This window comes from Sphingosinicella microcystinivorans (assembly GCF_027941835.1).
Taxonomy (GTDB): Bacteria; Pseudomonadota; Alphaproteobacteria; order Sphingomonadales; family Sphingomonadaceae; genus Sphingosinicella.
In genome coordinates this window covers 1954048-1977889 of record NZ_CP116005.1, presented here as the reverse complement: position 1 = coordinate 1977889, position 23842 = coordinate 1954048, and the positions used below count along the sequence as shown (strand labels likewise).

The 23842-nt window shown below is 62.9% G+C and carries 19 protein-coding genes; 1 reads left to right on the top strand and 18 read right to left on the bottom strand.

What is annotated here, in order from left to right:
* Positions 1-5 precede the first annotated feature (5 nt).
* The 12 genes from PE061_RS09685 to PE061_RS09630 all read right to left on the bottom strand — a co-directional run bounded on the left by PE061_RS09685 (position 6) and on the right by PE061_RS09630 (position 14666).
* Positions 6-1304, bottom strand: a complete 1299-nt coding sequence (locus tag PE061_RS09685; protein WP_271258874.1) for a cytochrome P450 — start codon at positions 1302-1304, stop codon at positions 6-8.
* Positions 1301-3502: a TonB-dependent receptor gene (locus tag PE061_RS09680; protein WP_271258873.1), complete on the bottom strand. Its 2202-nt coding sequence runs from the start codon at positions 3500-3502 to the stop codon at positions 1301-1303. The genes PE061_RS09685 and PE061_RS09680 overlap by 4 nt, the downstream gene beginning before the upstream one ends.
* Before the next feature lie 203 nt (positions 3503-3705).
* Complete coding sequence (locus PE061_RS09675) at positions 3706-5301, bottom strand: class I adenylate-forming enzyme family protein (RefSeq protein WP_271258872.1); 1596 nt, start codon at positions 5299-5301, stop codon at positions 3706-3708.
* Between the two features lie 21 nt (positions 5302-5322).
* Entirely contained in the window at positions 5323-5682 is a 360-nt protein-coding gene (locus PE061_RS09670) for a Rieske (2Fe-2S) protein (protein ID WP_271258871.1), read from the bottom strand.
* An 11-nt stretch (positions 5683-5693) separates the two neighbouring features.
* Positions 5694-7088, bottom strand: a complete 1395-nt coding sequence (locus PE061_RS09665) for an aromatic ring-hydroxylating oxygenase subunit alpha (protein ID WP_271258870.1) — start codon at positions 7086-7088, stop codon at positions 5694-5696.
* Positions 7085-7327 (bottom strand): lipoyl domain-containing protein, encoded by a 243-nt coding sequence (locus PE061_RS09660; protein ID WP_271258869.1) that lies wholly within the window; start codon positions 7325-7327, stop codon positions 7085-7087. Before PE061_RS09660 ends, PE061_RS09665 begins: the two co-directional genes overlap by 4 nt.
* Positions 7317-8345: an alpha-ketoacid dehydrogenase subunit beta gene (locus tag PE061_RS09655; RefSeq protein WP_271258868.1), complete on the bottom strand. Its 1029-nt coding sequence runs from the start codon at positions 8343-8345 to the stop codon at positions 7317-7319. Before PE061_RS09655 ends, PE061_RS09660 begins: the two co-directional genes overlap by 11 nt.
* Positions 8342-9337 (bottom strand): thiamine pyrophosphate-dependent dehydrogenase E1 component subunit alpha, encoded by a 996-nt coding sequence (locus tag PE061_RS09650; RefSeq protein ID WP_271258867.1) that lies wholly within the window; start codon positions 9335-9337, stop codon positions 8342-8344. Before PE061_RS09650 ends, PE061_RS09655 begins: the two co-directional genes overlap by 4 nt.
* Positions 9338-9496: 159 nt before the next feature.
* Positions 9497-10237, bottom strand: a complete 741-nt coding sequence (locus tag PE061_RS09645; RefSeq protein WP_271258866.1) for a 2-oxo acid dehydrogenase subunit E2 — start codon at positions 10235-10237, stop codon at positions 9497-9499.
* 13 nt (positions 10238-10250) lie between these two features.
* The gene (locus tag PE061_RS09640; RefSeq protein WP_271258865.1) at positions 10251-11027 is read right to left on the bottom strand and encodes an SDR family NAD(P)-dependent oxidoreductase; all 777 of its coding nucleotides are present in this window, start codon (positions 11025-11027) and stop codon (positions 10251-10253) included.
* Positions 11027-12349, bottom strand: coding sequence for an acyl-CoA dehydrogenase family protein (locus tag PE061_RS09635; RefSeq protein ID WP_271258864.1), 1323 nt, complete (start codon positions 12347-12349; stop codon positions 11027-11029). The genes PE061_RS09640 and PE061_RS09635 overlap by 1 nt, the downstream gene beginning before the upstream one ends.
* Positions 12350-12404: 55 nt before the next feature.
* The gene (locus PE061_RS09630; protein ID WP_271258863.1) at positions 12405-14666 is read right to left on the bottom strand and encodes a TonB-dependent receptor; all 2262 of its coding nucleotides are present in this window, start codon (positions 14664-14666) and stop codon (positions 12405-12407) included.
* A gap of 378 nt (positions 14667-15044) precedes the next feature.
* On the opposite strand from PE061_RS09630, the gene PE061_RS09625 reads away from it, so the two are divergent.
* Positions 15045-15500, top strand: coding sequence for a hypothetical protein (locus PE061_RS09625; protein WP_336297024.1), 456 nt, complete (start codon positions 15045-15047; stop codon positions 15498-15500).
* A 68-nt stretch (positions 15501-15568) separates the two neighbouring features.
* On the opposite strand, the gene PE061_RS09620 is transcribed toward PE061_RS09625, so the two are convergent.
* From PE061_RS09620 to PE061_RS09595, 6 genes are all read right to left on the bottom strand, one after another.
* The gene (locus tag PE061_RS09620) at positions 15569-17230 is read right to left on the bottom strand and encodes an AMP-binding protein (RefSeq protein WP_271258861.1); all 1662 of its coding nucleotides are present in this window, start codon (positions 17228-17230) and stop codon (positions 15569-15571) included.
* Positions 17227-18114, bottom strand: coding sequence for an SMP-30/gluconolactonase/LRE family protein (locus tag PE061_RS09615; RefSeq protein ID WP_271258860.1), 888 nt, complete (start codon positions 18112-18114; stop codon positions 17227-17229). The genes PE061_RS09620 and PE061_RS09615 overlap by 4 nt, the downstream gene beginning before the upstream one ends.
* A gap of 42 nt (positions 18115-18156) precedes the next feature.
* Positions 18157-20412, bottom strand: coding sequence for a TonB-dependent receptor (locus PE061_RS09610; protein WP_271258859.1), 2256 nt, complete (start codon positions 20410-20412; stop codon positions 18157-18159).
* A 100-nt stretch (positions 20413-20512) separates the two neighbouring features.
* A complete protein-coding gene (locus PE061_RS09605; RefSeq protein WP_271258858.1) occupies positions 20513-22018 on the bottom strand; it encodes an amidohydrolase family protein in 1506 nt (501 codons plus the stop codon).
* A 58-nt stretch (positions 22019-22076) separates the two neighbouring features.
* Positions 22077-22964 carry an enoyl-CoA hydratase gene (locus PE061_RS09600; protein WP_271258857.1) on the bottom strand — a complete coding sequence of 296 codons (888 nt, stop codon included), beginning with the start codon at positions 22962-22964 and terminating at the stop codon, positions 22077-22079.
* Between the two features lie 215 nt (positions 22965-23179).
* Positions 23180-23824, bottom strand: a complete 645-nt coding sequence (locus tag PE061_RS09595; protein WP_271258856.1) for a TetR/AcrR family transcriptional regulator — start codon at positions 23822-23824, stop codon at positions 23180-23182.
* Positions 23825-23842: the final 18 nt, after the last annotated feature.

Below are 23842 nucleotides of genomic sequence, written 5' to 3'. Positions count from 1 at the left end.
TCCGATCACATCGTCCGCGGATCGAACGTGATGTGCAGTTCCTTCAGCCCGCGGAAGATCGGGTGCCGCATACGCTCGAACGTATTGCGTTCTGCGAGCCGGGGATTGTCCAGCCTGCGGAGCAGCGTCTCGAAGGCAAGCGCCAGCTCGAAACGGGCCAGCACGTTGCCGAGGCAGCGGTGAATCCCCGCGCCGAAGGCGACATGCGTTGCACTCCCTTTCCGGTTCAGGTCCAGGCGATCCGGGTCCGGAAACTGCCTGGGATCGCGGTTCGCCGAACCCAGGCAGACGTCCACGAGGTCGCCGGGCTCCAACCGGACCCCGGCGAAGGTGCACACGTGCCGCGTTGCGCGCGTGAAGAACTGGAACGGCGATTCCAGCCGCAGCGTTTCCTCAACGAAGGTCCGGATTAGCGACGGGTCCGACCGCAGCGCGTTCAGAACATCCGGCTTCTCCAGCATCAGCCATAGTCCGGACGACAAGGCATTGGTTGTCGACTCGTTTCCTCCGATCAGCATGGATGAAATCAGCGACAGGATCTCCGGGAGCTCGAAACCATCCTCTTCGCCGAAAGCGACTTTCGCCAGCTCGGAAAGAACGTCATCCGCCGGTTCCCTGCGCTTTCGATGAAGCTGCTCGACAAAGTAGTGCTGACCTTCGACGAGCTTGCGCGCGCAATTGATTTGCTCTTCCTCCGTCTGGAGGTAACTCATGGCATCGCCCATCGCGTTCGACAGCGACTTGAGCTTTTCGAGGTCCTCATCCGGAAAGCCCAGAATCCGGCAAATCACTTTCATCGGAAGCGGCACGGCGAATTCCGACACGAACTCCGCTTCACCGCGCGCAATGAAGCTGTCGATCAGCGTGTCGATCAGGGACTGTATCTCCGGCTTCATCGCATTGATGCGCTTCACCGAAAACATCGGTTCGACGAACTTGCGATAACGGGTGTGAAGCGGCGGGTCGCTGAACAGAACCGCTCCCTGCGGCCAGGATTCCCAGCCCTCTTCCCTGAAAATCCGGCGCGCCTCGGCGGAATGCCAGATAATCTCCGTCCGCGTGGGCCTCTCCGGATCGAAGAATCCCACCATATCGCGCGAAAAATGCTCGTGATCGGTGAATACCTCCACCACCTCGGCATAGCGCGTCACGACATATTTCCCCGCCTCCGTGCGATGGATAGGCGCATCCTCGCGCAGCTTTTCGTATGTCGCATACGGGCAGGTCATGACCTCCATCGAGGTCAGGTCGATGTCGATCGTCGGCGGAACCGTTCCGCCATGCTCATGATCTGGGTTCGTCAATGTCTGTACCTCAATTCGATTCCCAGAATGCGGCCCTTGTTGAGCGGAGAGAAGGTCTGGTCCGGCGCGAACGGGAGAAGCGTGTTCAGGCCGAACGTCGTCTTGTCGAGAAGGTTCTTCCCGTAAAGTGATGCCGTCACACCCGTCCCTCCGAACGTGTAGGTGAGATCCGCGTCGACGTTGTTGATCGGGTTCAGCGGCCGGTTGTTGAGATCCTCGCTGAACGATGAATCGACATGCTGATAAGAAACACTTGCAGAAAGCAGGCCGGTGCCGACGCTGCGCTCATACCGGATGGACCCGCCATAGGACCATTCCGCGAGGAACGGCAGCTCGAGCCTGTACTGGTCCGGCGTGATGATACCGGTGGGCGACAAGGCCCGGCGCAGCTTGTCGATCTTCGAATCGAGGTAGCCGGCGTTCGCCTGCAGGGTCAGCGACTCGGTCGGCCGCACCGTGGCCTCCAGCTCCACGCCATTGATCGTGACGTCGGCCGTGTTGAGCGTCGTCTGCACGGCGCCGAGCAGCGGGTCCGTGAACAGAACGTCGCGCTGGAGCTTCTTGTAGATGTTCCGGAACGCGGCGACACCGAATTGGAGCCGGTTCCCGAACGCCTTCTGCTTCCAGCCGACCTCGTAGGTATTTTCGACTTCCTGGTCGTATGGCCCCGGCGGCGCCAGCGGATTGGTCTGGCGCAGGTTGAAGCCACCGCTGCGAAAGCCCTTCGTCCAGTAGGCATAGAGATGGCTGCTGTCCGAAGGATTCCACTGCACGCCGATCTTCGGCGTGAATGCGGACCAGTCCGCGGAATCGTTGAAGTTGAAGCTGCTGCAACTGTTGCTCACCACGGAGCACGGGCTCGCCGCTGCCAGCGCTCTTACGGATGCCTCCTTGTCTTCAGCGGAATAGCGGGCACCGAGATTCAGGGTCAGCGCATCCATCAGGTGAATGTCGAAGTTCGAGAATATCGCCCATGTAGAGGACGTTTGCTCACCGCCGCCGATCCGGAACACCGTACCGAGCGCGAGGTCGCGCGTCTCGACGTACTTGAGCTTGTCCCAATAGTAGAACGCGCCGACCGTGGCATCAATGATACCGAATGTTCCCGAGTATCGGAGCTCGTTGGAAAACTGATGCTGCTTCACGAACTCACCGACATGGAAGTTCGTGAGGACGCTGGCGTCGACGTCCGTCAGGCTGCGGGCATTGACGTCACGCCATCCGAAGATGTTGACGACCTGTCCATCGCCGAAGCCGACATCGAGGCGGCTTTCGAGCGTGGCATTCTGCCAGTCGATATTGTTGAAACCCGTTTCGTCGATCGCGAATTTCAACGATTTCGTACTGTAGACAGCATGATCCTGCCCGGCCGGACCGTCGCTGCGCAGCGACCCGTCCTCGAACCGCAGCACATGACGGAAATTCTCGCTGGCTCGCCAGGATACCGCCGCACGGACGATGCCGGTCGTGGACCTTCCGAAGTTCTTGTTCCCGTCGCCGAGATTGTGGAAATAGCCGCGATCGTGGTTGTAGTACCCAGCGATCTTGGCCGAAAGCGCTCCGTTCTCGGTGAGTGGCCCGGAGATCACCGTCGAGAACGTATAGTTCGGCCCGGATTCGATCCCGGCCTGTGCACGGATATAGAGGTCGTCCTTCGGTTCCGTCGTGCGCACGAGAACCGCGCCGGCCGTAACGTTGCGGCCGAACAATAGCCCCTGCGGACCGCGCAGGACCTCGATCCCTTCGAGATCGAATACGTTGTCGAGAACCGTGCCGGCGTTCGCGCCGACATACACGCCGTCGATGAACACGCCGACCGTCGGCGTCGTCGAAGGGATGCTGCTGTAAACGCCCATGCCCCGGATCGAGAAGTTGTTCAATCCGGGGACGACCGCCGTTCCGTTCAGCACGACATTGGGTATCATCGTCGTAAGATCGGACAGCGAGCCGACATGCGCATCCTCCAGCTGACGCGCCCCGAATGCGGAAACGGCGATTGGTGTCTCGTAGATGGTCGATGCCTCGGCACGCTTGGTCGCAGTGACGACGATCTTGTCGACGGCAGCGAGAGTGCCTGCCGTCTCCCTCTCCCCGCTCGCTTCCTGCGCGTTGGCGGCGGCATAGCCACCGGCGACAGGGCCGACCAGTGCCGCTAAAGATAATGTTCCAAGGAGCAGTGCCCGCGTACGATCAATCATTGTCCCTCCCCACAAGCAAGCCATGTCTTTCGCTTCCACGACAGAAGCGTGTTCTTGCAATACGGCATCCGCCATACTGAAGGCTTTCATGTGGGCTAAGAATGCTCGGAGAACCCAAAGATCACAATGCGCGAGCGTACACTTTTAATGTCCGTGCGTCCTTCCCCGGAGCATTCTTCATGTTCGCGGAGCCGGCCGGGAAATCAGGCGGTGTGCAGGCCCTTCAGTGCTCCCTTGTCGGTCTTCCCGTTTGCATTCTTCGGCAGCGGCTCGGCCGTGAACCGGAAGTTGTCCGGGCACTTGTAATCGGCAAGCACTTTCAGGCAGTGATCGCGCACGATTTCGCTCCACGACTCTTCCTCGTCGCCGACCACCACGACGGCCGCGGATTTCTCCCCGAGGACCGAATCCGCATAACCGAAGACAGCGCACTCGATCACGCCCGGAATTGCCGAGATCACGTTCTCGACCTCGACCGGATAGATCTTGTATCCGCCTCTGTTGATCATGTCCTTGACACGGCCGCGCAGGAAGATGGCGCCCTCGTCATCGACACTCGCGAGGTCGCCCGACCGCCAGTACCCACCCGCGAACTCGCGCGTCGTTGCGGCGGCATCGTTCCAGTACCCCTTCGCGACCATCGGACCGCCCACGTGGAGTTGCCCGACCTCGCCGGGCAGGACCTCACAGCCGGCGTCATCGAGGATCACCACATCGGCACACGCGACAGGAAAGCCGACGCACTCGGGCTTGTCCCGGATCTGCTCATGCGTCGTGAGCGAAATCGCGGAACTGGCCTCCGTCGCGCCATAACCATTGACGAGCTGCAGCCGGGGAAGCCGGCGGGCGAGTTCCGAAATCGTCGCCGGCGGCATCGGCGCGCCACCGAAAATGCCGGTATGCCACGAACTCAAGTCCCTCTCCCCGAAATCCGGCTGAAGGAGCAGAAGGTTGTACATCGCCGGAACCAGAACCGTGCTGTTGACCTTGTACCCGGCGATCAGGTCCAGCAGCCTGTCGACCTTGAAGTGGCGCTGGATCACGATCGCACCGCCGAGGTAGAGCGCCTCGAGAACAACGGCCGCCAGACCTGTGATGTGCGATCCGGGCACGGCAAGGAGGAACCGTTCTCCGAACCGGAAGCCGAGGTGCTCCGCAAAGTGCAGGGCCGAATGGACAAGCCCCGCGTGCGAAAGCATCACGCCCTTGGGCCGCCCGGTCGTACCCGACGTATAGATCAGAACCGCCGTATCCTCCTCGGATACCGCAGCCGGAGAGACATCGCACCCGGCCGCGTTCAGTTCGGCCCAGAAGCGCCCTGTCCGCCCGGCGCCCACGTCGAGGACGAGCAGCGAAGGCGTGGCGGACGAATCGGGAAGCTGATCGGACAGCGCGGCATCGTGGATCAGGGCGGACGCCCCGGAGTTCTCCATGACGTAGGCGATCTCCGGTGCGCGCAGCCGCGCGCCGACCGGCACGGACACCACGCCGGCGAAAGCGCATCCGAGGACCGCAATCACGAATTCCAGCGAGTTCCCCAGATAGATCGCACACCGGTCCCCGGCCCGGATGCCATGCTTGTCGAGAACACCGGCGAATGCCCCGGCCAGTCGATCGAGTTCACCGTATGTCGTGATGATCGCGGCATCGAACACGGCCGGCGCATCGGGCGTTCGTGCCGCGCTGTCCGCCAGAAGCCGGTAAACCGTCTGCGGACGATCCGTGAAGACCTTTACAACGCGGTCTCCATACTGAAGCCGCCGGGACATGCTGAAAGTTTGCCTGATATCCTCAGCCATTTCGCGCTGTATCCGTCCATCCTATTCCAGAACGTCGCCGCCCGCACCAGAACACGACGCGGGAATTACGCCGTCGATACAGACCTCCACCACACCGTCGACAGTCCGCACAGGAAAGGTCCTGATCGGCTTTGTCGCAGGGAAGCACATATGTGCGCCCGTTCTCACGTCAAACGCACCCGAATGGAACGGGCACGTGATCTGCGTCCCGATGAAGCGCCCACCGGCGAGCGGTTTGCCGAGATGCGAGCAGAGATTCTCGACAGCGAAATACGCGCCCGCGATATTGAAGATCAGGACCTCCGTGAAATCCAGCCGACAGGCCCGGTAGGTGCCCGGCCGTATCTCCTCACACCTCGCCGCTACCTGATAGGCAGACACGGCCTCGTTGCTTACGCGTCGAGGTATCGGTCGATCTCGGCCAGATAGTGCCGAATCCGCAGCTCCTGCTCGGACAGGATCGCGCCCTTGAACGCACGCGAATTGATCCCCCTCTGAACCGCCGGAACGAGCACCCCGTCCTGCGCCAGAATGAAGCCGGTTTCCTCGTAGTTCGAGGTCCTGACGATCGGCGGACGCGGCGTCCCGTCCCAGCCCTTGTCGCCGAACTTGTTCTGCCCCATCGAGGAGATCGCAATGGGCGCGAACGTCGGGTCTTCCGACGGCAGATTGATCATGACGCTCCGCCAGTAGGACTTCATCGGGTCCGTTTCGTGCGGCGTGAACACCTGCACGAGGCAGTTCTCGCCCATGATGTTGAGGGTCACGTTCGGGAAGAAGGAATAGTTCCAGTCATCCACCAGCTGGTCGTCGGTCAGCTGCTCGAAATGATCCCACCCGGAAGTCCTGCCGAGCTTGCGCTTGGCATCGACAAGCGCTTTCTTGTATTCATAGCCCTTGAGACCGGCCCAATCGTCCGGGTTCCCTTTGTACTGACGCAGCGCGCTCTTCAGCATGTCGTTCACGACCGCCGGATCGTCCAGCTTGTCGGGTGCATAGCCGTAGGGCAGGATCATGCGGCTGACGCCGCACGGATACAGGTCGTATTGGCAATGATAGGTTTCCATGCACGCCGCGAGTTCCGGATGCACGGTATCGCCGTGGTAGAATTCGAGGAAGGCTTCCTCGAGCGTTTTCCAGTTGCAGTCGACCGGAACAATGAAATCCTCCAGCACCCGCATCCTGTCGAGGCGGAAGCGATCCAGATGCTCGGGAAGAATCCCGAGGAATTCCTGAAGGTCCTCGCAATGAGAATCCATGTTTATGAACACGAAGCCGGCCCATACATCGCAGCGCACTTCGGTGAGGCCGGTCGCGAACGACAGCGCTTCCTTTCGGAAGGTTTCCGCTTCCTTGACCGTTCTCAGCTGCCCTTGCGTATCGAATTCCCAGCTGTGAAACGCGCAGCGGAAGCAATCGAGCGCAGTTCCGAAGTCCGTCCGGACCAGCTGGTTTCCCCTGTGCGGGCAGACATTGTAGAAGGCCCGGATCTTCAGATCATCCCCGCGGACGACGACGAAGCTCTCGGCGCCAAGGTCGTATTTGAACCAGTCGCCGGCATTCGGGATATCCGCCGCGAACCCTGCAAATGTCCACACCTTCGTCCAGAGCTTTTCCCATTCGACCACCGCGACTGCCGGATCCCGGTAGCGTGCGGGGTCGATCAGGCCCGTGCCATGATCGACATAGGGCGCCTTGTCCGCGAGCGAACCCGGCACGGCATCCTTGTAGGACCGAATTCCCGAGCGATAGTCGACGGCTGGGCGTTTGATATGGATCGTCATCATGCGTTCTCTTCGGTTATCGTGGCAAGCACGGTTCCAACGGGATAGGTCTCGCCCGGCTGGGCCAGGACAGCGAGGCGCCCAGAAACCGGCGCTTCGATCTCGTTCACGGACTTGTCGCTCTCGATCGCGAACAGGGGCTGGCCCGCCTCGACGAGCGCGCCGTCCGGCGCGAGCCATTCCGCCAGCTCGGCGGATTCCATGGAAAACCCGAGCTTCGGCAACAGGACATCAAAGGCCATCGGAATGCTCCGCGATCATTGCAAGGACTGCCTCCTCGATCTGCTTGGGACCGGGCGCATAGGCGCTTTCCAGCGGCTTCGAGAACGGCACCGCACTGTAGTTTCCGCCCAGCCGCACGATCGGCGCCTTGAGTTCGCCGTGAAACCGGCCGGCGAGATCGGCGGCGATTTCGGCGCCCACGCCGAATTTCCTGACGGCCTCGTGCACGATCACGGCGCGCCTTGTGCGGCCGACAGATGCGACAAGCGTCGGCAGGTCGTAGGGCGCGATGGTCCTGAGGTCGATGACCTCGCAGGAGATATTCTGCCGGGCCAGCGAGTCGGCGGCAGCGAGCGCACGCAGAACCATCGTGCTGTAGCTGATGATGGTGACATCGTCGCCCGGCCTCACGATCGCGGCCTTGCCGAGCGGCGTCGGCACACCGCGCTGCGGCGCCGGCCCCTTCAGCGCGTAGCTTCCGAGGTTCTCGATGAAGAGCGTGGGATCGTCATCCCGGATCGACGCAAGCAGCAGCCCATAGGCGTCCGCAGGGTTCGAATAGCTCACGACCTTCATTCCCGGAACATGGGCGAACCACGCCTCCAGGTAATCCGAATGCTGTCCACCATTGCCGAAGCCGGAGCCGGTCATCGTGCGGACCACGAGCGGAACACCGGTCTGCCCGCCCGACATGAAGCGCAGCTTCGCCGCATGGTTGACCAGCATGTCCATGGCGACGGTCACGAAGTTCATCAGCATGATTTCCGCAACGGGGCGGAACCCGGCGAGCGCGGCGCCTATGCCCGCGCCGATGATCGCCTGCTCCGAAATCGGCGTGGCGCGGACCCGCGCCTTTCCGAAGGTCGTAGACAGGCCCCGCGTGACACCGAGAATGCCGCCCCCCTGCTCGTCGCCGATGTCCTCTCCCAGCAGGAAGACGTTCGGATCGGCCGCGAGCGCATCATGAAGCGCCAGATTGAGCGCCTCCCCCACGGTGATTTCCGCCGGCATCCCGGAGGTTTCGCTTCCGCCGCTCATTGTACGACCTCACTGCTGTTCGCCAGAACGTCGCACGAAAGTTCATCGAGAGACGGCCAGTCGCTCGTCAGGGCGAACTCCCGCGCTTCCTCCGCCTCGCGCCTTATCTTCCGCTCGAGTTCGACGACCTGCGCTTCGGTCAGGATGCCCCGGCCGATCACGTCCGCCCGGAGCCTCGGCACCGGGTCGGCCGCTTTCGCCGCTTCCATTTCCTGACGCGGGATGTAGGCGCTGTCGTCCCCGAGCAGATGCCCTTCGAACCGAAAGGTGTTGGCCTCGATCAGCGTCGGTCCGTCGCCGCTCCTTGCCCGGTCGATCGCAGCTCTGGCGGTGTGCCAGGTTGCCTCGGCATCGTTGCCGTCGACCGCGACGGCGTGCATTCCATAGGCATCCCCGCGCCGCGCCACGCTTTCGCCCGCGGTGAATTCGTCGAATCTGGAATGCTCGGCATAGCGATTGTTCTGGCAGACGAATATCACCGGCAGCTTCCACACGGACGCCATGTTCAGGGATTCGTGGAAGGCACCGATGTTGGAGGCGCCGTCGCCGAAATAGGCCACGGTCACGCGGCCATCGCCGCGCAGCTGCGAGGCCAGTGCGAGGCCGTTGGCAATAGGCAGGCTGGAACCGACGATCCCCGTCGTCACCATCACGCCTTTTTCGGGATAGGTGATATGCATCGGCCCGCCCTTGCCCTTGCAGCTGCCGGTCAGCCTTCCCGCATACTCCGCCCAGATCAGCTTCGGCGGCACGCCCTTCGCGATCTGGTCATGTATTCCGCGATAAATGGTGCAGATGTAGTCGTCGTCGGTCAAAAGCTCGGAGATCGCCGAAGGAATGATTTCCTGACCACGCGGCGAATAATAGATGATGTTCAGGCGGCCGGAACGCGCCGATTCCCGTATGAGCTCATCATTGCATCTGATCCTGAGCGCGCTTTCCAGAATTGACGAGAGCACGCAGCCGTCAATTTTGCGCAATGCGTTTTGCACAATAAACCCTCCCGCTCTCCCACAAGGGGAAAGGCATATTTCGAGCCGTTCGCGCCCGAATCATTTTTGTTGTCTGCCCGAGAATGATGGCTGCATCCGTCGTGACTGTCAACACTATTGAGTGTTTGCTCATCAATGTGCTTTGCACCGAAATGCCCATCACGCGTAGGTGACCCCGTTCAGTTCCTCACCGATGGCCCGCACGAAACGGGCCGCGTCCGCGCCGTTGATCACGCGGTGGTCGTAGGACAGCGAAACGGGAAGGAAACTGCGGCGAAGCACTGAATTCCCGTTCCCGAAGACGGGCCGCTCGACGAGTTTCGTCACACCCACGATCGCGACCTGCGGGGCATTGATGATGGGCGTGAACCCGGTTCCTCCGATATGGCCGAGCGAGGAGAGCGTGATCACGCCCCCGGCCATTTCGGACATCGACAGGCCCCGGCTTCGCGCCTTCTCTGCAAGCGATGCGATCTCCGTCGCCAGCCCGGAAAGGGATCGGACATCGACATTCCGCAGCACCGGTACCAGCAGTCCCCTCGGCGTTTCGACCGCTATGCCGATGTGACGGTATTTCTTGTAGATCAGGGTCTTCCCGTCAGTGCCCAACGAACTGCCGAAGATCGGGAAGCGATCAATTGCAGCCGCCACGGCCCGGACGAGCGGTACGAGCGGGCTGACCCGGAGCGCGTTTTGCGTATTCCACGCGCTGCGTCTTTGCTCGGCCTCGGTGACATCCAGATCATCATGATGCGTCACGTGCGGGATCGCCAGCCAGTTGCGATGCAACTGGCTGGCGGCGACGGCCTGATACTTCCCGATCGTGGCCTGCTCCACGTCTCCGTATTGTGAGAAGTCATCCTCCGGCCACGGAGGAAGCCCCGTCAGATCAAGCGGCATTGTTGCGCTTCCTTCAGATTCCCTTCACGATCGTCCAGCCGCCGTCGACGACGATCGCCTGGCCGGTGATGTAGGCACCCGCACGCGATGCGAGGAACACCGCCGTGCCGGCAACGTCCTCGGGCTCTCCTATGCGGCCGAGGGGCGTGGCTTCGCACAGCGCCGTTTCCGCCGCAGGGTCCTCCCAGAGCGCCTTGGCGAAATCGGTTCGAATGGTGCCGGGCGCGATCGCGTTCACGCGAATGTTGTGCGGGCCCAGCTCCGTTGCCAGATTGCGGACAAGCTGGAAATCGGCGGCTTTCGAGATGCAGTAGGCGCCGATGTTGGCCGAGCCGAGGAACCCGCCGACCGAAGACACGATAATGATCGCGCCATCCCTGCGCGCGATCATTTCCGGCGCAACCATCTGGATCAGCCAGTGATTGGAGAGGATGTTGTTCTCCAGCGTCTTGCGAAACTGATCATCGCTGATGCCGGCAAGCGGACCGTAATAGGGATTGGACGCCGCGTTGCAGACCAGAATATCAATATGACCGCAGGCCGCGCGGGCCCGCTCGACCAGTTCCTGCAAAGCCGTCCTGGACGAGATGCTTGCCGCGATTCCGGTCGCCGTCCCGGCGCCGTGAACCGCATTGATGCCCGCCGCGGCCTCGTCGCACGCCTCCTGCCTGCGGCTCGAGATGACGACACGGGCGCCTGCCGTCGCCATGCTTTCGGCAATCGCACGCCCGATCCCCCTGGATGACCCGGTGATCACAGCGACCTTGCCCGTAAGATCAAAGAAACCCATTATCTTCTCTCCCCTGCGGGCAGATTGCCGCCACGCCGGAATATGGACGCTGGCGTACTGGCGCAGGCGACCATGCCCTGGTTCAGTTCGGCATGACGGCGGAACTCCGCGCGCGCGATCGCACGGCGATGCACTTCATCCGGACCGTCGGCCAGCCGCAGCGCGCGCGTGTTCGCCCAATCTCCGGCGAGGCTGAAATCCTCGCACACACCGGCACCGCCATGCGCCTGTATGGCATCGTCGATGATCCTCAGCGCCATCGACGGCGCCTGCACCTTGATCATCGCGATTTCGTTGCGGGCCGCCTTGTTGCCCGCCCGATCCATCATGTCGGCCGCTTTCAGGCAAAGCAGGCGGGTCATCTCGATATCAATGCGCGCGCGGGCGATACGCTCCTCCCACACGCCCTGCTCGGAAAGCCGCTTGCCGAAAGCGCTCCGCGAAAGCAGGCGCCGTGTCATGGCGTCGAGCGCCTCCTCCGCGACCCCGATCGTCCGCATACAGTGATGGATGCGGCCGGGTCCGAGCCGCCCCTGCGCGATCTCGAAGCCGCGCCCCTCGCCGAGCAGCATGTTCGACACCGGCACGCGCACGTTGTCGAGCGTGATCTCCGCGTGGCCGTGCGGCGCATGGTCGTAGCCGTACACGGACAGCATCCGCCGGACGGTCAGGCCCTGCGCGTCCATCGGCACGATCACCATGCTGTGCCGGCGATGCACTCCCGTGTCCGCGGCCGTCCGGCCGAGCAGGATCGCAAGCGAGCACCGCGGATCGCCCGCACCGGAGGACCACCATTTCCTGCCGTTGATGACATAGGTGTCACCGTCCCGCTCGATCGTCGTCCCGATGTTCGTGGCGTCCGACGAGGCGACGTCCGGCTCGGTCATCAGGAAGGCGGAACGAACCCGGCCGTCCATCAGCGGCCGCAGCCATTGCTCCTTCTGCCCGATCGTGCCGTACCGGTGCAGAACCTCCATGTTGCCCGTATCCGGCGCCGAGCAATTGAAAACTTCCGATGCCCAGTGGACGCGGCCCATCTCCTCGGCGCACAGCGCATATTCGAGGTTCGTGAGCTGCTCGCCTTCGAAAACGAACGTGTCTTCCGCATGATCGCTGCGATCCGACGGCGGCATGAACAGGTTCCAAAGCCCCGCCGCCCTGGCCGATGCCTTCAGCTCTTCGACAACCGGCAATATCTTCCAGCGCGGTTCGGACGAGGCCTGCGCCAGATACTCGGCGTATCGGGGGCGGATTTCACGGTTCATGAAATCCCGCACCCGGTCGCGATAGTGCAGCTGACGGTCGTTCAGTTCGAAATCCATGCCCGCGTCCCCGGCTATCCAGCTCGTGATTTTCGTTTCGTGCCGCGAGCCTGATCTAGAAACGACGCTTCACCGAAGCACCGAACCATTGCGGCCTGCCGTAGGCCTCCACCGAACAGCCGCACAGCGTGCTGAAATCGAACCCGACGGTCTTGTACTTCCGGTCGAGGATATTCTCGGCAATCGCCGAGAGCGTCCAGTCGCCGCTGCCGTCGGTCCACGACACGTTGAAATCCACAACGACGAAGGATCCGATCCGCGTGCTGTCGAAATTGCTGATCGAATAGAATGAGGCACCGGAGTAGCGGAGATCGCCCTGCACCGCGAGATCCCCGTCCAGCAAGGACGTATGATGGGTTACGGACGCATTCCCGGACCACTTGGATGTGGAGGGCGCCCTGCGATCGGCGATGACGCCGGACACGTCTACGTCGTAAACCGTGTTGTCGAGGTAGCTTATGCCCGCCGAGACGTGCAGGGCCTCCGAAAGGCGCACGTTCCCGCCAAGCTCGAAGCCATAGGTTCGCGCATCGCGGTTGAAGACCTGCGTGTTGAACCCGGTGACGCGAAAAGCCTGATAGTTCTTGTAGTCGTAGTAGAACAGCGCCCCGTTGATCTGCGCCCTGCCGCCGAGAAGTTCCGTGCGAAGCCCGGTTTCGAATGCGTCCAGCGTTTCCGGCTTGTAGGCGATCTCGCTGTCGGGAATGATCGTGCTCCCGGCGTAGGGTGCATTGAAGCTGCCCGCCTTGGTGCCCCTGTTCCATCCGAGATACCACAACATGCCGTCGGACGGCCTGAACTCCACCTGTGCGCGCGCCGTGACGAGGTCGTTCTTGCGAGCGCCCGTGTAGTCGGGCCGCGCCTTTCCTATGAACGGACCCGGTATGCCGTCATCGGAAGCGAAGATTTCGGCTGAATAGAAATAATCCTTTTCTTCTCGCGTATAACGGAAACCGCCGACGAGCGTCCATTGATCGCTCAGATCGAATTCGATCTGGCCGAATGCGGAATAGGAATCGGTATCGAGGAAAGCGCGGTCGTCGATCAGGATCGGCCCCACCGCAGGAAAGGGCGTCCTGTTGGGGTCGATCTTCGCATCTATGTGCAGGTAGAACAGGCCCGCCGTCCAGCGGACCCGCTCTCCCGAATCCGACAGCCTCAGTTCTTGCGAATAGTTGCGCACGGCCGAGGATGCCACCGAATTGGCAAACGGGAATTCCGTGCCGTCGATGTCGACGTCGTAGCGCACGTTCACGTCATGATAGTCGGAAATCGCGGTCAGCTCTGGGCCGATGTCCCATTCGAGCTGCAATGTCGCGCCCGAGAATGCGCTCCGGCCGAGATTGTCGAAGCCCTCGTCCTGATTGACGACGAGGCCGCCGCCCTTCGTCGGGACTGTCCCGAGCAGTGTCGGCCCGGCGACGCGGACGGAGTTGACCTGAGCCCCGTCCGCATTCGTCACCACCCGCGTCGACGCGGAATAATAAGGCGATGTCGATGTGCGGCTTTCCGAGCGGTAGCCCGAGATCAGCATGTTGAAGGTGTCGGAAGGCTCGACGAGCAGGTGCGCCCGCAAGCCGTAATATTCGAGATTGCCGAGATCGTCGCCCTCGGGCGCCAGATTCTTGATGTAGGCGTCGTTGCGCTTCACCATGCCCGCAACACGAAACGCAGCCGTCGGCGCCAGCGGCGCGCCGGCGGCCGCCTCGACCCTCACCGTATTGTGCGAACCGTATTCCAGTGCGACGTAGCCGTTCGGCGTCTGCGACGGCTTGCGCGTAACGACATGGACGAGACCGCCCGTGGCGTTGCGCCCGAACAGCGTGCCCTGCGGCCCCCGCAGCACCTCCACGCGATCGAGATCGAACAGCCCGACGACCGCGACGTTGTTGAGGGCGAGGTAGCCGTTGTCAACATAGAGCGCGATCGGCCCCTCGGCCTGCGCCGAGAAATCCTGCTGCACGACACCGCGGATCGAATAGGAAACGACATTGCCGCCATAGGCGCCCGCGATATTGATGCCGGGCGTCAGCTTGACGAGGTCGGCCGCGTTCGAGATGCCCGCGTTGGACAAAGCCTCTCCGCTGAACGCCTGAATGGAGAGCGCCACGTCGCTCAGCGCCTGCTCGCGCCGCTGCGCTGTAACGATGATCTCCGGAATATCGCGGCTGCTGTCGTCAGCGGGCTTTGCAGCGCTGTCCGGAAACGGCGCCGCACTTTGAGCGTAGGCGGCGTTGCAGGCCAGAACCGACGTGGTGATCAGGACCGAAACAACGACAGAGCAGCAGCGGCTGCCGCGAACGGGCTTTGACGACATGACTCCCCCCAAGGCTGAAACCCGTGGCGGCACGGCAGGAAGCTTTCTGTTCCCAAGCCCATTGAGCCGGGGGCGTTTCCTGTACCGAACCACCTTATTGAGTTTATACTCATCTGTTAATGAGTATTTTGTCAATAGTATTCTTGCTGGCACGGTGAGGCGGTGTTGGGCTAGGAGAACCGGTCGGCTTGCTCGGCTGAACGCGACAGAAGGAACACCACTGCGGTGAAGAAGGCGGAAAAATCGCGGAAGAGACTACAGCCCGATCAAAGACGCAGCCAGCTTGTTGAATGCGCGATAAAGGCAACGGCAGAAAACGGCATAGCGCGGGTCACGCATTCCCATGTCGCCGCCATATCGGGCGTCTCCATACCCACGGTGCACGCCTATTTCCGGACGCGGTCGGACCTCGTCGACATCGTGCTCAAGGAGGTCGACGAGCATCTGACCACGATCACCGATGCGTGTTTTCTCTCCGGGACAAGCGTGTATGAACGGCTGTTTCGGCTGGCCCTGCGCTTCGGGCAGGACGCCAGGGACCGCGCCGACCTGATACTCGTCTGGCTGGACTGGAGCACGGGCGTGCGCTCGCCCGTGTGGGACCGGTATCTGTTCCGCCTCGACAAGCTGCATCGCTCCGTCGAGGCCGTTCTGCACGAGGACCTCGGCAAGACGCTCTCGGCGCAGGACATCTCGATAAGAGCCAAGCTCTATGTCGGAGGCGGCCACACGCTCGCACTCATGCAGTTCGCTGGCGCAACGGATGAGGAAATCACACGAACCTCGGAAGACCTCGCGCGGCAGGCGCTCCTGAAAGGCAGGAGCCACCGCTGACCCGCCGTTCGGGATGACAGGAGCACTATTCTGAGCGGATTCGAGGGACACGCGGCGGGTCCGTCAGCCTACTTTCCGAGTTCAGCGATCATTGTCTTGCGCATGACGAATTTCTGGACCTTGCCCGTGACGGTCATTGGGAAGGTTTCGACGACGCGGACGTAGCGCGGGACCTTGTAGTGGGCGATGCGTCCGCGGCAGTGGTCGCGCACGTCCTCCTCGCTGAGCGCCGCGCCGCCGCGCGTCATGATCCACGCGCACAGCTCCTCGCCGTAGCGGTCGTCGGGAACCCCGATCACCTGCGCGTCGGCGATCAGCGGATGGGTGAGCAGGAACTCCTCGATCTCGCGCGGGTAGATGTTCTCGCCGCCGCGGATCACCATGTCCTTGATCCGGCCCGTGATCCGGCAATAGCCGTTCGCGTCGATCGTCGCGACGTCGCCGGTGTGCATCCAGCCGTCTTCGTCGATGGCTTCGGCCGTGCGCTCCGCGTCGTCCCAGTAGCCCTGCATCACCGAGTAGCCGCGCGTGCACAGCTCGCCCGCCTCGCCCCGCGGCAGCGTCTCCCCGTCCGGCCCGACGATCTTCACCTCGAGGTGCGGCTGCACGCGGCCCACCGTCGAGACCCGCTCCTCGATGGGGTCGTCCATCGCGCTCTGGAAGCTCACCGGGCTCGTCTCGGTCATGCCGTAGGCGATCGTCACCTGGCTCATCCCGAGCCGCGCGATCACCTCGCGCATCGTCGCGATCGGGCACGGCGAGCCCGCCATGATGCCGGTCCGCAAGGACGACACGTCGAAGCTCTCGAACTCCGGCCGCCCGAGCACGGCGATGAACATGGTGGGCACGCCGTAGAGCGCCGTGCAGCGCTCCGCCGCCACCGTCTCCAGCACCGCCATCGGGTCGAAGCTCTCGGCCGGGTAGACCATCGTCGCGCCGTGCGCGAGGCAGGCGAGGTTGCCCATCACCATGCCGAAGCAGTGGTAGAGCGGCACCGGGATGCACACGCGGTCGGCCTTCGTGAGCCCGATGCCCGCGCCGACGAAGTAGCCGTTGTTGAGGATGTTCCGGTGGGTGAGCGTCGCCCCCTTGGGGAAGCCCGTGGTGCCGCTGGTGAACTGGATGTTGACGGCGTCGTTCGCGTCGATGGGGATCGCATCCAGTGCCGCGGCATCAACCTCGGCTTCAAGCGCGCCGAAGCGCAGGCAGCCCGCGTGCGTCTCCTCGCCGATGGTAGCGACGAGCCTGAGGTCGGGCAGCGCCCGCGCCCGGAGCGTGCCGGGCGTGGCCTCCGCAAGCTCCGGCATCAGTTCGCGCAGCATGGCGACATAGTCGCTCGTCTTGTGGCGCACCGCCGTCACCAGCGCGCGGCAGCCGACCTTCCTCAGCGCGTACTCGACCTCTCTGGTGCGGTAGGCCGGGTTGATCGTCACGAGGATCATGCCCGCGGTCGCGGTGGCGAACTGGAGGATCGTCCACTCGGCGCAGTTGGGCGCCCAGATGCCGACCCGGTCGCCGGGCCGCACGCCCGCCGCCAGCAGCCCGCACGCCACCGCGTCCGCGCGCCGCTTCAGCTCCGCCCACGTCAGCCGCACGCCCTGGTGCCGCACCACCAGCGCCTCGCCGTCCGGATCGCGCGCCGCAGCCTCCGCCAAAAGCACACCGATCGGACGCTCGATCAACGACGGCTCAACAGCACCGACAACATGGCTCAAGCCCGGATCAATCATTCCGGCCGCGCCCCCGGATAAGGCGCACGAGCGACCATGATACCACCCGGCCGGCTCGACAGGCGCGCTTCGCGCGTGTCGCCGTAGACGGACGATACAGCGAGGAACAGGTCGCGCCCATCGGCCCCGCCGAGCGCGAGGGCGAAGGCGCTTCGTCCTTCCGGCAAGCGGACATGGTGCGTCACCCGCCCGCTGGCCTCGTAGCGCAGCACACGCCCGGGAATCGCGCTCGCCACCCAGATTCCGCCGGCCGCATCCAGACAGATGCCGTCGGGCGTTTCCCCTTCCATCCCGGCCCAGACGCGTGCCTCGCCGAGGGTTCCGTCTTCCGCGATCGGAAAGGCGGTCAGCTTCCCGCCCAGACTCTCCGCAACGATCAGCGTCCGGCCGTCCGGCGTGATGACGCTTCCGTTGGGAAAGGCCAACCGGTCGGCGACGACCCTTACCGATCCGTCCGGATCGGTGAGGCAGATATTGCCGGGCTTGAATTCCGGGTCGGCCCAGATGTCGAAGCCCATGCTGCCGACATAGGCGCGGCCTTTGCTGTCGACGACCATGTCGTTCGCATGGGACAGCGCATGTCGGGTGAGGTCCGCATGGACGCGGACCTCACCGTTCGCCAGTGCCAGCACCTGTCGGCGCTTCACCGACACGATGAGCAATGTGCCGTCGGGCAGCCAGCCGAGGCCGGACGGATAGTCGTCCAGCACGAGTTCGTCGCGAACATCGCCGCCGGGGCCGACCGACTTGACGCGCATGTCCTCCATGTCGGAAAACCACAGCCGCCCCGAATGCCAGCGCGGCCCTTCAGGGAAAACCAGATTCCCGACCAGACTCCGAAGCGACCCCTCGCATTCATCGCCGATCGCTTCATCCGCCCGCACGGAGTCTCCCTTCCGGATGCCTCTTGCCCGCCGCTCGCCCGATCAGAACGAAAGGCTCGCCTGCACGCCGTAGGTCCGCGGCGGCGCCATGACGCCCGCCGTGATGCCGTCGGCGAGATCGGCCCAATAGGTCATGCTGGTCATCACCTTCTCATCGGTGATGTTGTCCACGAAGGCTGCGATCTTCCATGTCTCCGACGGGGCGACATAGGTTACTCTCGCCTTCAGCCAGCCGAACTTCTTCTGCGACATTTCCTCGAGCTTGAAGGCATTGAAGTACTGGCGCGACTGCAGGCTGTAGTCGCCGCGCAGGATGACACGGCCCGCATCGCCGAGGTCGGCCGTGTATTGCGCCCCGAGCACCATCTTGAACTTCGGCGCGCGCGGCAGCGGAAAGTCGTCGAGATTCCGCTGGTTCGGACCCGTGCATCCCGGCTGCGGCGCGGGGAGCGGATACTTGGGATCCGCAAGGCAGGTATCCTTGAACGCGCTGTCGAGATAGGTCGCGCCGAAATCGATTTCGAATTCAGGCGTGAGCAGCGCCTTGCCTTCCACCTCGACCCCCTTGATGACCGACTTCGCGGCATTGCGCAGCACCGTGTTCTGACCTTCGACGTCGAGCACCTGGAGATCGGTATAGTCGTAATAGAAGGCGGAGGCGTTGATCCGCAGCCGCCGGTCGAACAGGTCGCTCTTGATACCGGCCTCGTAGGCCCAGATCTTCTCGGGATCGAACGGCGTGTTCTGATAGCTGCCCGCATTGAAACCGCCGCTCTTGAAGCCGCGCGATGCCGAGGCATAGAGGAACACGTCGTCGGTCGCCTGGAAGTTGAGGCCGATTTTCGGCGTGAAGGCATTGAACGTCTTCGCGTCGAACGGCGCCACGTTGTCGAGGACCGGCGTCAGGAAGTCCACGAAGACGAGGTCGTTGCTGCCGTCGCGCTTCTCCGTGCTGTACCGGCCGCCGAGCACCAGCTTCAACCGGTCCGTCAAGCCGTACTCGGCCTCTCCGAACACGGCGAACGCATCGGTCTTGGTCGCGCCGTTGAGGCGCAGCAGGCAGCACTCCGGATCGTCGGGGAACTCGAACAGGGCGTCGACGTGGTTCAGGAAGTACTCGTTCCGGATATCGTTCTTCTCATGGAAATAGTAGAGACCGAGTATCCAGCTGAAGTTTCCGGTATCGGGAGAAACCAGCTGGAACTCCTGGCTCCATTGCCGGTGGTCTTCCTCCTTCAGCTGCGTGAAGGCGTTCACCGTGGTCAGGTCGGTGTCGTTGAAATTGTACGGGTTGGTCTTCTTGTAGGCCGTCAGCGACGTCAGCGTGTAGTCGCCCAGCTGCAACGTTCCCTTGAGGCTGACACCCCAGATTTCCAGCTTGTTGAAAGGCGTTATGTCGGATGAGACATGGCGTGACCTCGGCGCCGGAAGCGCGCCGCCGTTGTCGGCGAGATAGTCGCGGTAGAACGGATTGTTGGCGGCGCCCGGCCCGTTGTAGAACCACACGATCGCGGAATCGTCGGCCCTGTAATAATCGCCGATCAGGAGGAAATCGAGCGTGTCCGACGCCTTGTAGTCGATCGTCAGCCGCGCGGTGAGGTCGCTCTTGTCCTCGATCCGGTCCTTCGAGCCGCCGGGGCGGGTGACGACGGTGTAGCCGTCGCGGTCTTCGAGCTGGACCGCGGCCCTGACCCGCAGCCTGTCCTCGACGATCGGCCCGCCCGCCGCGGCGAAGACCTGATAGCGGTCGTAATTGCCCACCAGCAGCGATGCGTCCATGCTGAATTCGTCGGTCGGCATCTTCGAGATCACGTTGACCGAGCCGCCGGTGGCGTTCCGCCCGTAGAGCGTGCCCTGCGGCCCGCGCACGGTCTCCACGCGCTCGACATCGAAAAAGCCCGGCACGGCGGCCGAGGACCGGGACAGATACACGCCGTTCACATGAAGCGCCGTCGAACTGTCGGTGCCGCCGATGACGCCGGCATAGCCGATGCCCCGGATGAAGATCTGCGCTTCACCCTGATAGAAGGCGACGTTCATGCTCGGCGACAGCTGGCCGAGCGCCTCGATGTCGGCAATCGAGCGCCGCGCAAGATCGTCGCCGGAAAGCGAGGCCACCGACATGGCGGTCTCCTGAAGGCTCGACTCGCGGCGCTGCGCCGTGATGACGATATCCTCGATACCCACCGTGTCGGCGGCATCAGGCGTCTGCGCGAGGCTTTGCCCGGCGGCAGACAGGGCGCTGCCGGCGAGCAGCGCCGCATACCCGACGGACTTGAGCATGGTTCCAGTCTTCATGGTCTCTCCCCCAACTCTGGTTTTCGGGCAGGTCAGGCCCTTCATTCACCGGCCTTGCCGGTCGACCGTTTCCATAATTCCCGAAAGCGCCCGATACGGATCAGCGGGCGCCTTCGCTCCTCAGCTTCTGAACGAATCCGTAGAACGTGTTGGACGGCGTTCCGCCGTTCGCGAGATAGTCGGCCTTGACGGCGCTCAGCCTGTCCTTCCGCCACGCGCCGTCCGCGGCAATATCGTTCTCCAGCCTGAAGACACGCGCCGCATTGCCGCTGAAAATCGCCTGCTTCACCGGCCCGTCCGCCGCGCCCAGCGGCGCGAAGCCGTGGGCGTTCTGCATGTCGTCCGGAATCTCGATGCGGCGCAGCGCCTCGATCTGCCATTGCGGCGAACCGTACCAGACCGAATCCGTGCCCCAGATGACGCGGTCGGAGCCCATTTTCTGGATGAGCTGGCCGAGGATCGCGGCGGCGAGCCGCGGATGGGTGATGGCGCAGCTGCCGAACGTGGTCCCGAGTTCGGCATAGACATTGTTGACGCCGTATGTCTCGGGAATCTCCGCCAGATCGGTGATCCAGTCGATGCGCTGTTCCTTTTCGAAGCGTTGAAGCTCCGGCTCCGGCGAACTCAGCAGCGGCCGGAAGCCCGAATGGAAGATGACGAACGTCAGCTCCGGCCAGTCCTTCGCGGCCTTGCCGACGTCGTCGACCTTGGCGTGGTGCCAGTGATCGAAAATGTCCTTGTAGTTGTCCGGCAGGAGCCCCTTGTGGACGCAGACCGTGCGGATGCCGGACCGGACCATCTTTTCATAGGCCGGATACATCATCTTCTCGTCGTCCATCCGCCACGGGTACTTGGAATTCACGAACGGATCGCCGAGCGTGTACCCCTTCCAGCCGTCCGGCTTGTGGATCTCGATGGCCTCGTCGATCGCGTCCAGCCAACCGTCCTGCCCCGGCCAGATCACCGAATGGCAGAGCATCCGGCGCGATTCCGAAACGCGGTTGAAGGCATGGCGCGTCGCCGCCAGCGCCGCATTGTCCAGAAACACGTTGTCGCCATGCTCGGCCGGCGCGGCGCTGATCAGGCCGATCTTGGTATCGCTGTCGAAGAAGACTTCCTTGGCGAAGTTGTCGAGCTTGAAGCGATCGTTCGTGATCCCTTCCTTTTCGAGAATCGGATTCCATCTCTTCGCGTATTCGCCGAGCGCAATCAGGGATTCGGAAGGCCTGAAATCGCTGCGGACGAAATGGAGCTGCGAATCGACGATCATCTGGTCGCGGTAGCGGTCGCGCACCTGGAGCGCCTCGCCCAGATCGGCGGCTTCCGCCGTCGAAACATTGAAGAAATCGCCGAACACGCGGTTCATCGCCAGAAACGAGGCCGCCATGCCCGCCGCGCTGACGAGGAAGGAGCGCCGCGGCATATGGTTCTTCGAAGCGAAGGTTTCGCTCAGCGATTCGATTTCCCGCTCGACACGCTTCTGGTCCTCGGTCTGCTCGATCGGCATGAACTCGCCGTTGGTGATCATGCGCGTGGGGATCGGGTATCCGGACGCGACTTCATCCGCACCCACAAGCGCCTTTTTCTGCTTCTCACTGAGCCACATGCCAACGCCTCCATTTCCACGCTTCGGCAGGCCGGCCGACGCACGGCCGACGCTTCCCTCAAGCCTCGCCGGTCGACTTTCCGATGACGAGCTCGCACACCTCGCCCGACGCCTTGATCGCTTCGGGCAATCCGGTGGGGTCGAGCAATCCGCCGAACTTCAGACGATTCTGCGCGTGGGCGAGCTGATGCAGGGCAAAGCCCCGATCGATCGCCTGCTGCATACCTTGCGCGTCCAGCGAGCCGTTGATCGCCTCCTTGGCCATCTTCAGCGCAAAGGCGGGTTTCGCTGCGATCTTCTGCGCCAGTTCCAGCGTCGTCTGCTCTAGCGCGTCCAGCGGCACCACGCGGTTCACCATGCCCCACGCAAGCGCGTCTTCGGCAGTCCACCGGTCCGTCGTGAAGAGCTTTTCCTTGGCCTGCCGCGCGCCCAGTTCCCAGGCGTGGGACAGGTACTCGACACCGCCGATGCCGAACGCGACCACGGGGTCCTGAAAAAACGCGTTCTCCGCCGCGACGATCAGGTCGCAGACCCACGCCAGCATCAGGCCGCCGCCGATGCAGGCGCCGCGCACCTCGGCGATGACCGGCTTGGGGATGGACCGCCAGCGCCTGCACATGTCGAGGAAGGCCTCGCGTTCCCAGCCGTACCAGCCCTCGATGCTGTCGAGATCAATGTCGGCCCACGTCGATGTCAGCGGATAGTCGCGCCCCACGGCATCGAAAGTCTGGTCCTTGAGATCGTGCCCGGTGGAGAAATGCTTTCCGGCGCCGCGGAGGATGATCACCCGAACCGCATTGTCGTGCGCGGCACGCATGAACGCAGCGTTCAGCGCATAGGTCATCGCGACATTCTGGGCATTGCCGGTTTCGGGCCGATTGAGCGTGATGCGCGCGATACCGGCGCTGTCCACGGCATAAACAACGGGAGACGACTCGCTTTGCACCAATATTCCCCTCACCCGGATTGTCTTGATCTTGATATTTTTGATTTATGATTCATAGATCAAAAATAAGCCCGTTGCTACCGAAATTTTCACGCCTTCCACACATCGGAATATTATTGCCGCGGCTCAGCCGACCGCTGGACCGTCCGCCTGTTCGACGATCGCCGGATCGCTGGAAGCGGCCGCGAAAACCGTCTCAACGCCGCCCGGGGATCTCAGGCGCGCGGGTCCGATACAAGCGCGCGCAAACTGTGCGCGGTAAAGCGTTCATAGGCATCGAGGACGCCGGGCGGGATCGGGTGGATCATCCAGTCCTTCACCCCGTAGTTCCGCAGCAGGTTGATCCGCGCGCCGATCAACGCGGTCGCAATCACCTTGAGTTCTTCCAGTTCAAACCCGGCGGCCAGTTCCGGGGCCATGTTCCGTTTCAGCGACTTCGCGTATTTCTCGACCGCGGATTGCTGGTAGAGCATATAGGCTTGCGGCGCGAAGAGTTCGGCCTCGGCCATCACGCGGTACATGTAGGGATGCCGGTTCAGATATTCGAAGTTCGCCAGGAAGCCGCGCCGCTCGGCTTCCACGACGTTCTTGCAGTCGCGAACCGCGTTGCCGATCTCATCGGCCATTTCCGTGCCGAGGGTCGGCAGAATCTGATCGAACAGATCCTGCTGCGAGGAAAAGTGCAGGTAGAAGGCGCCGTGTGCGATGCCGACGCTGAGCGTCAGGCGCGCAATCGAGCAACCGGCGTAGCCGTGCTCGCCGATCAGCTTGCCGGCCGCCTCGATGAGAAGCAGCCGGGTCGCCTGATCCTTCTTGATCCGCGCTTCGCTCTTTCCGCGCCGCGCCGCCGCCTTTGCCACGTCCTTCCGCTCCTTTCC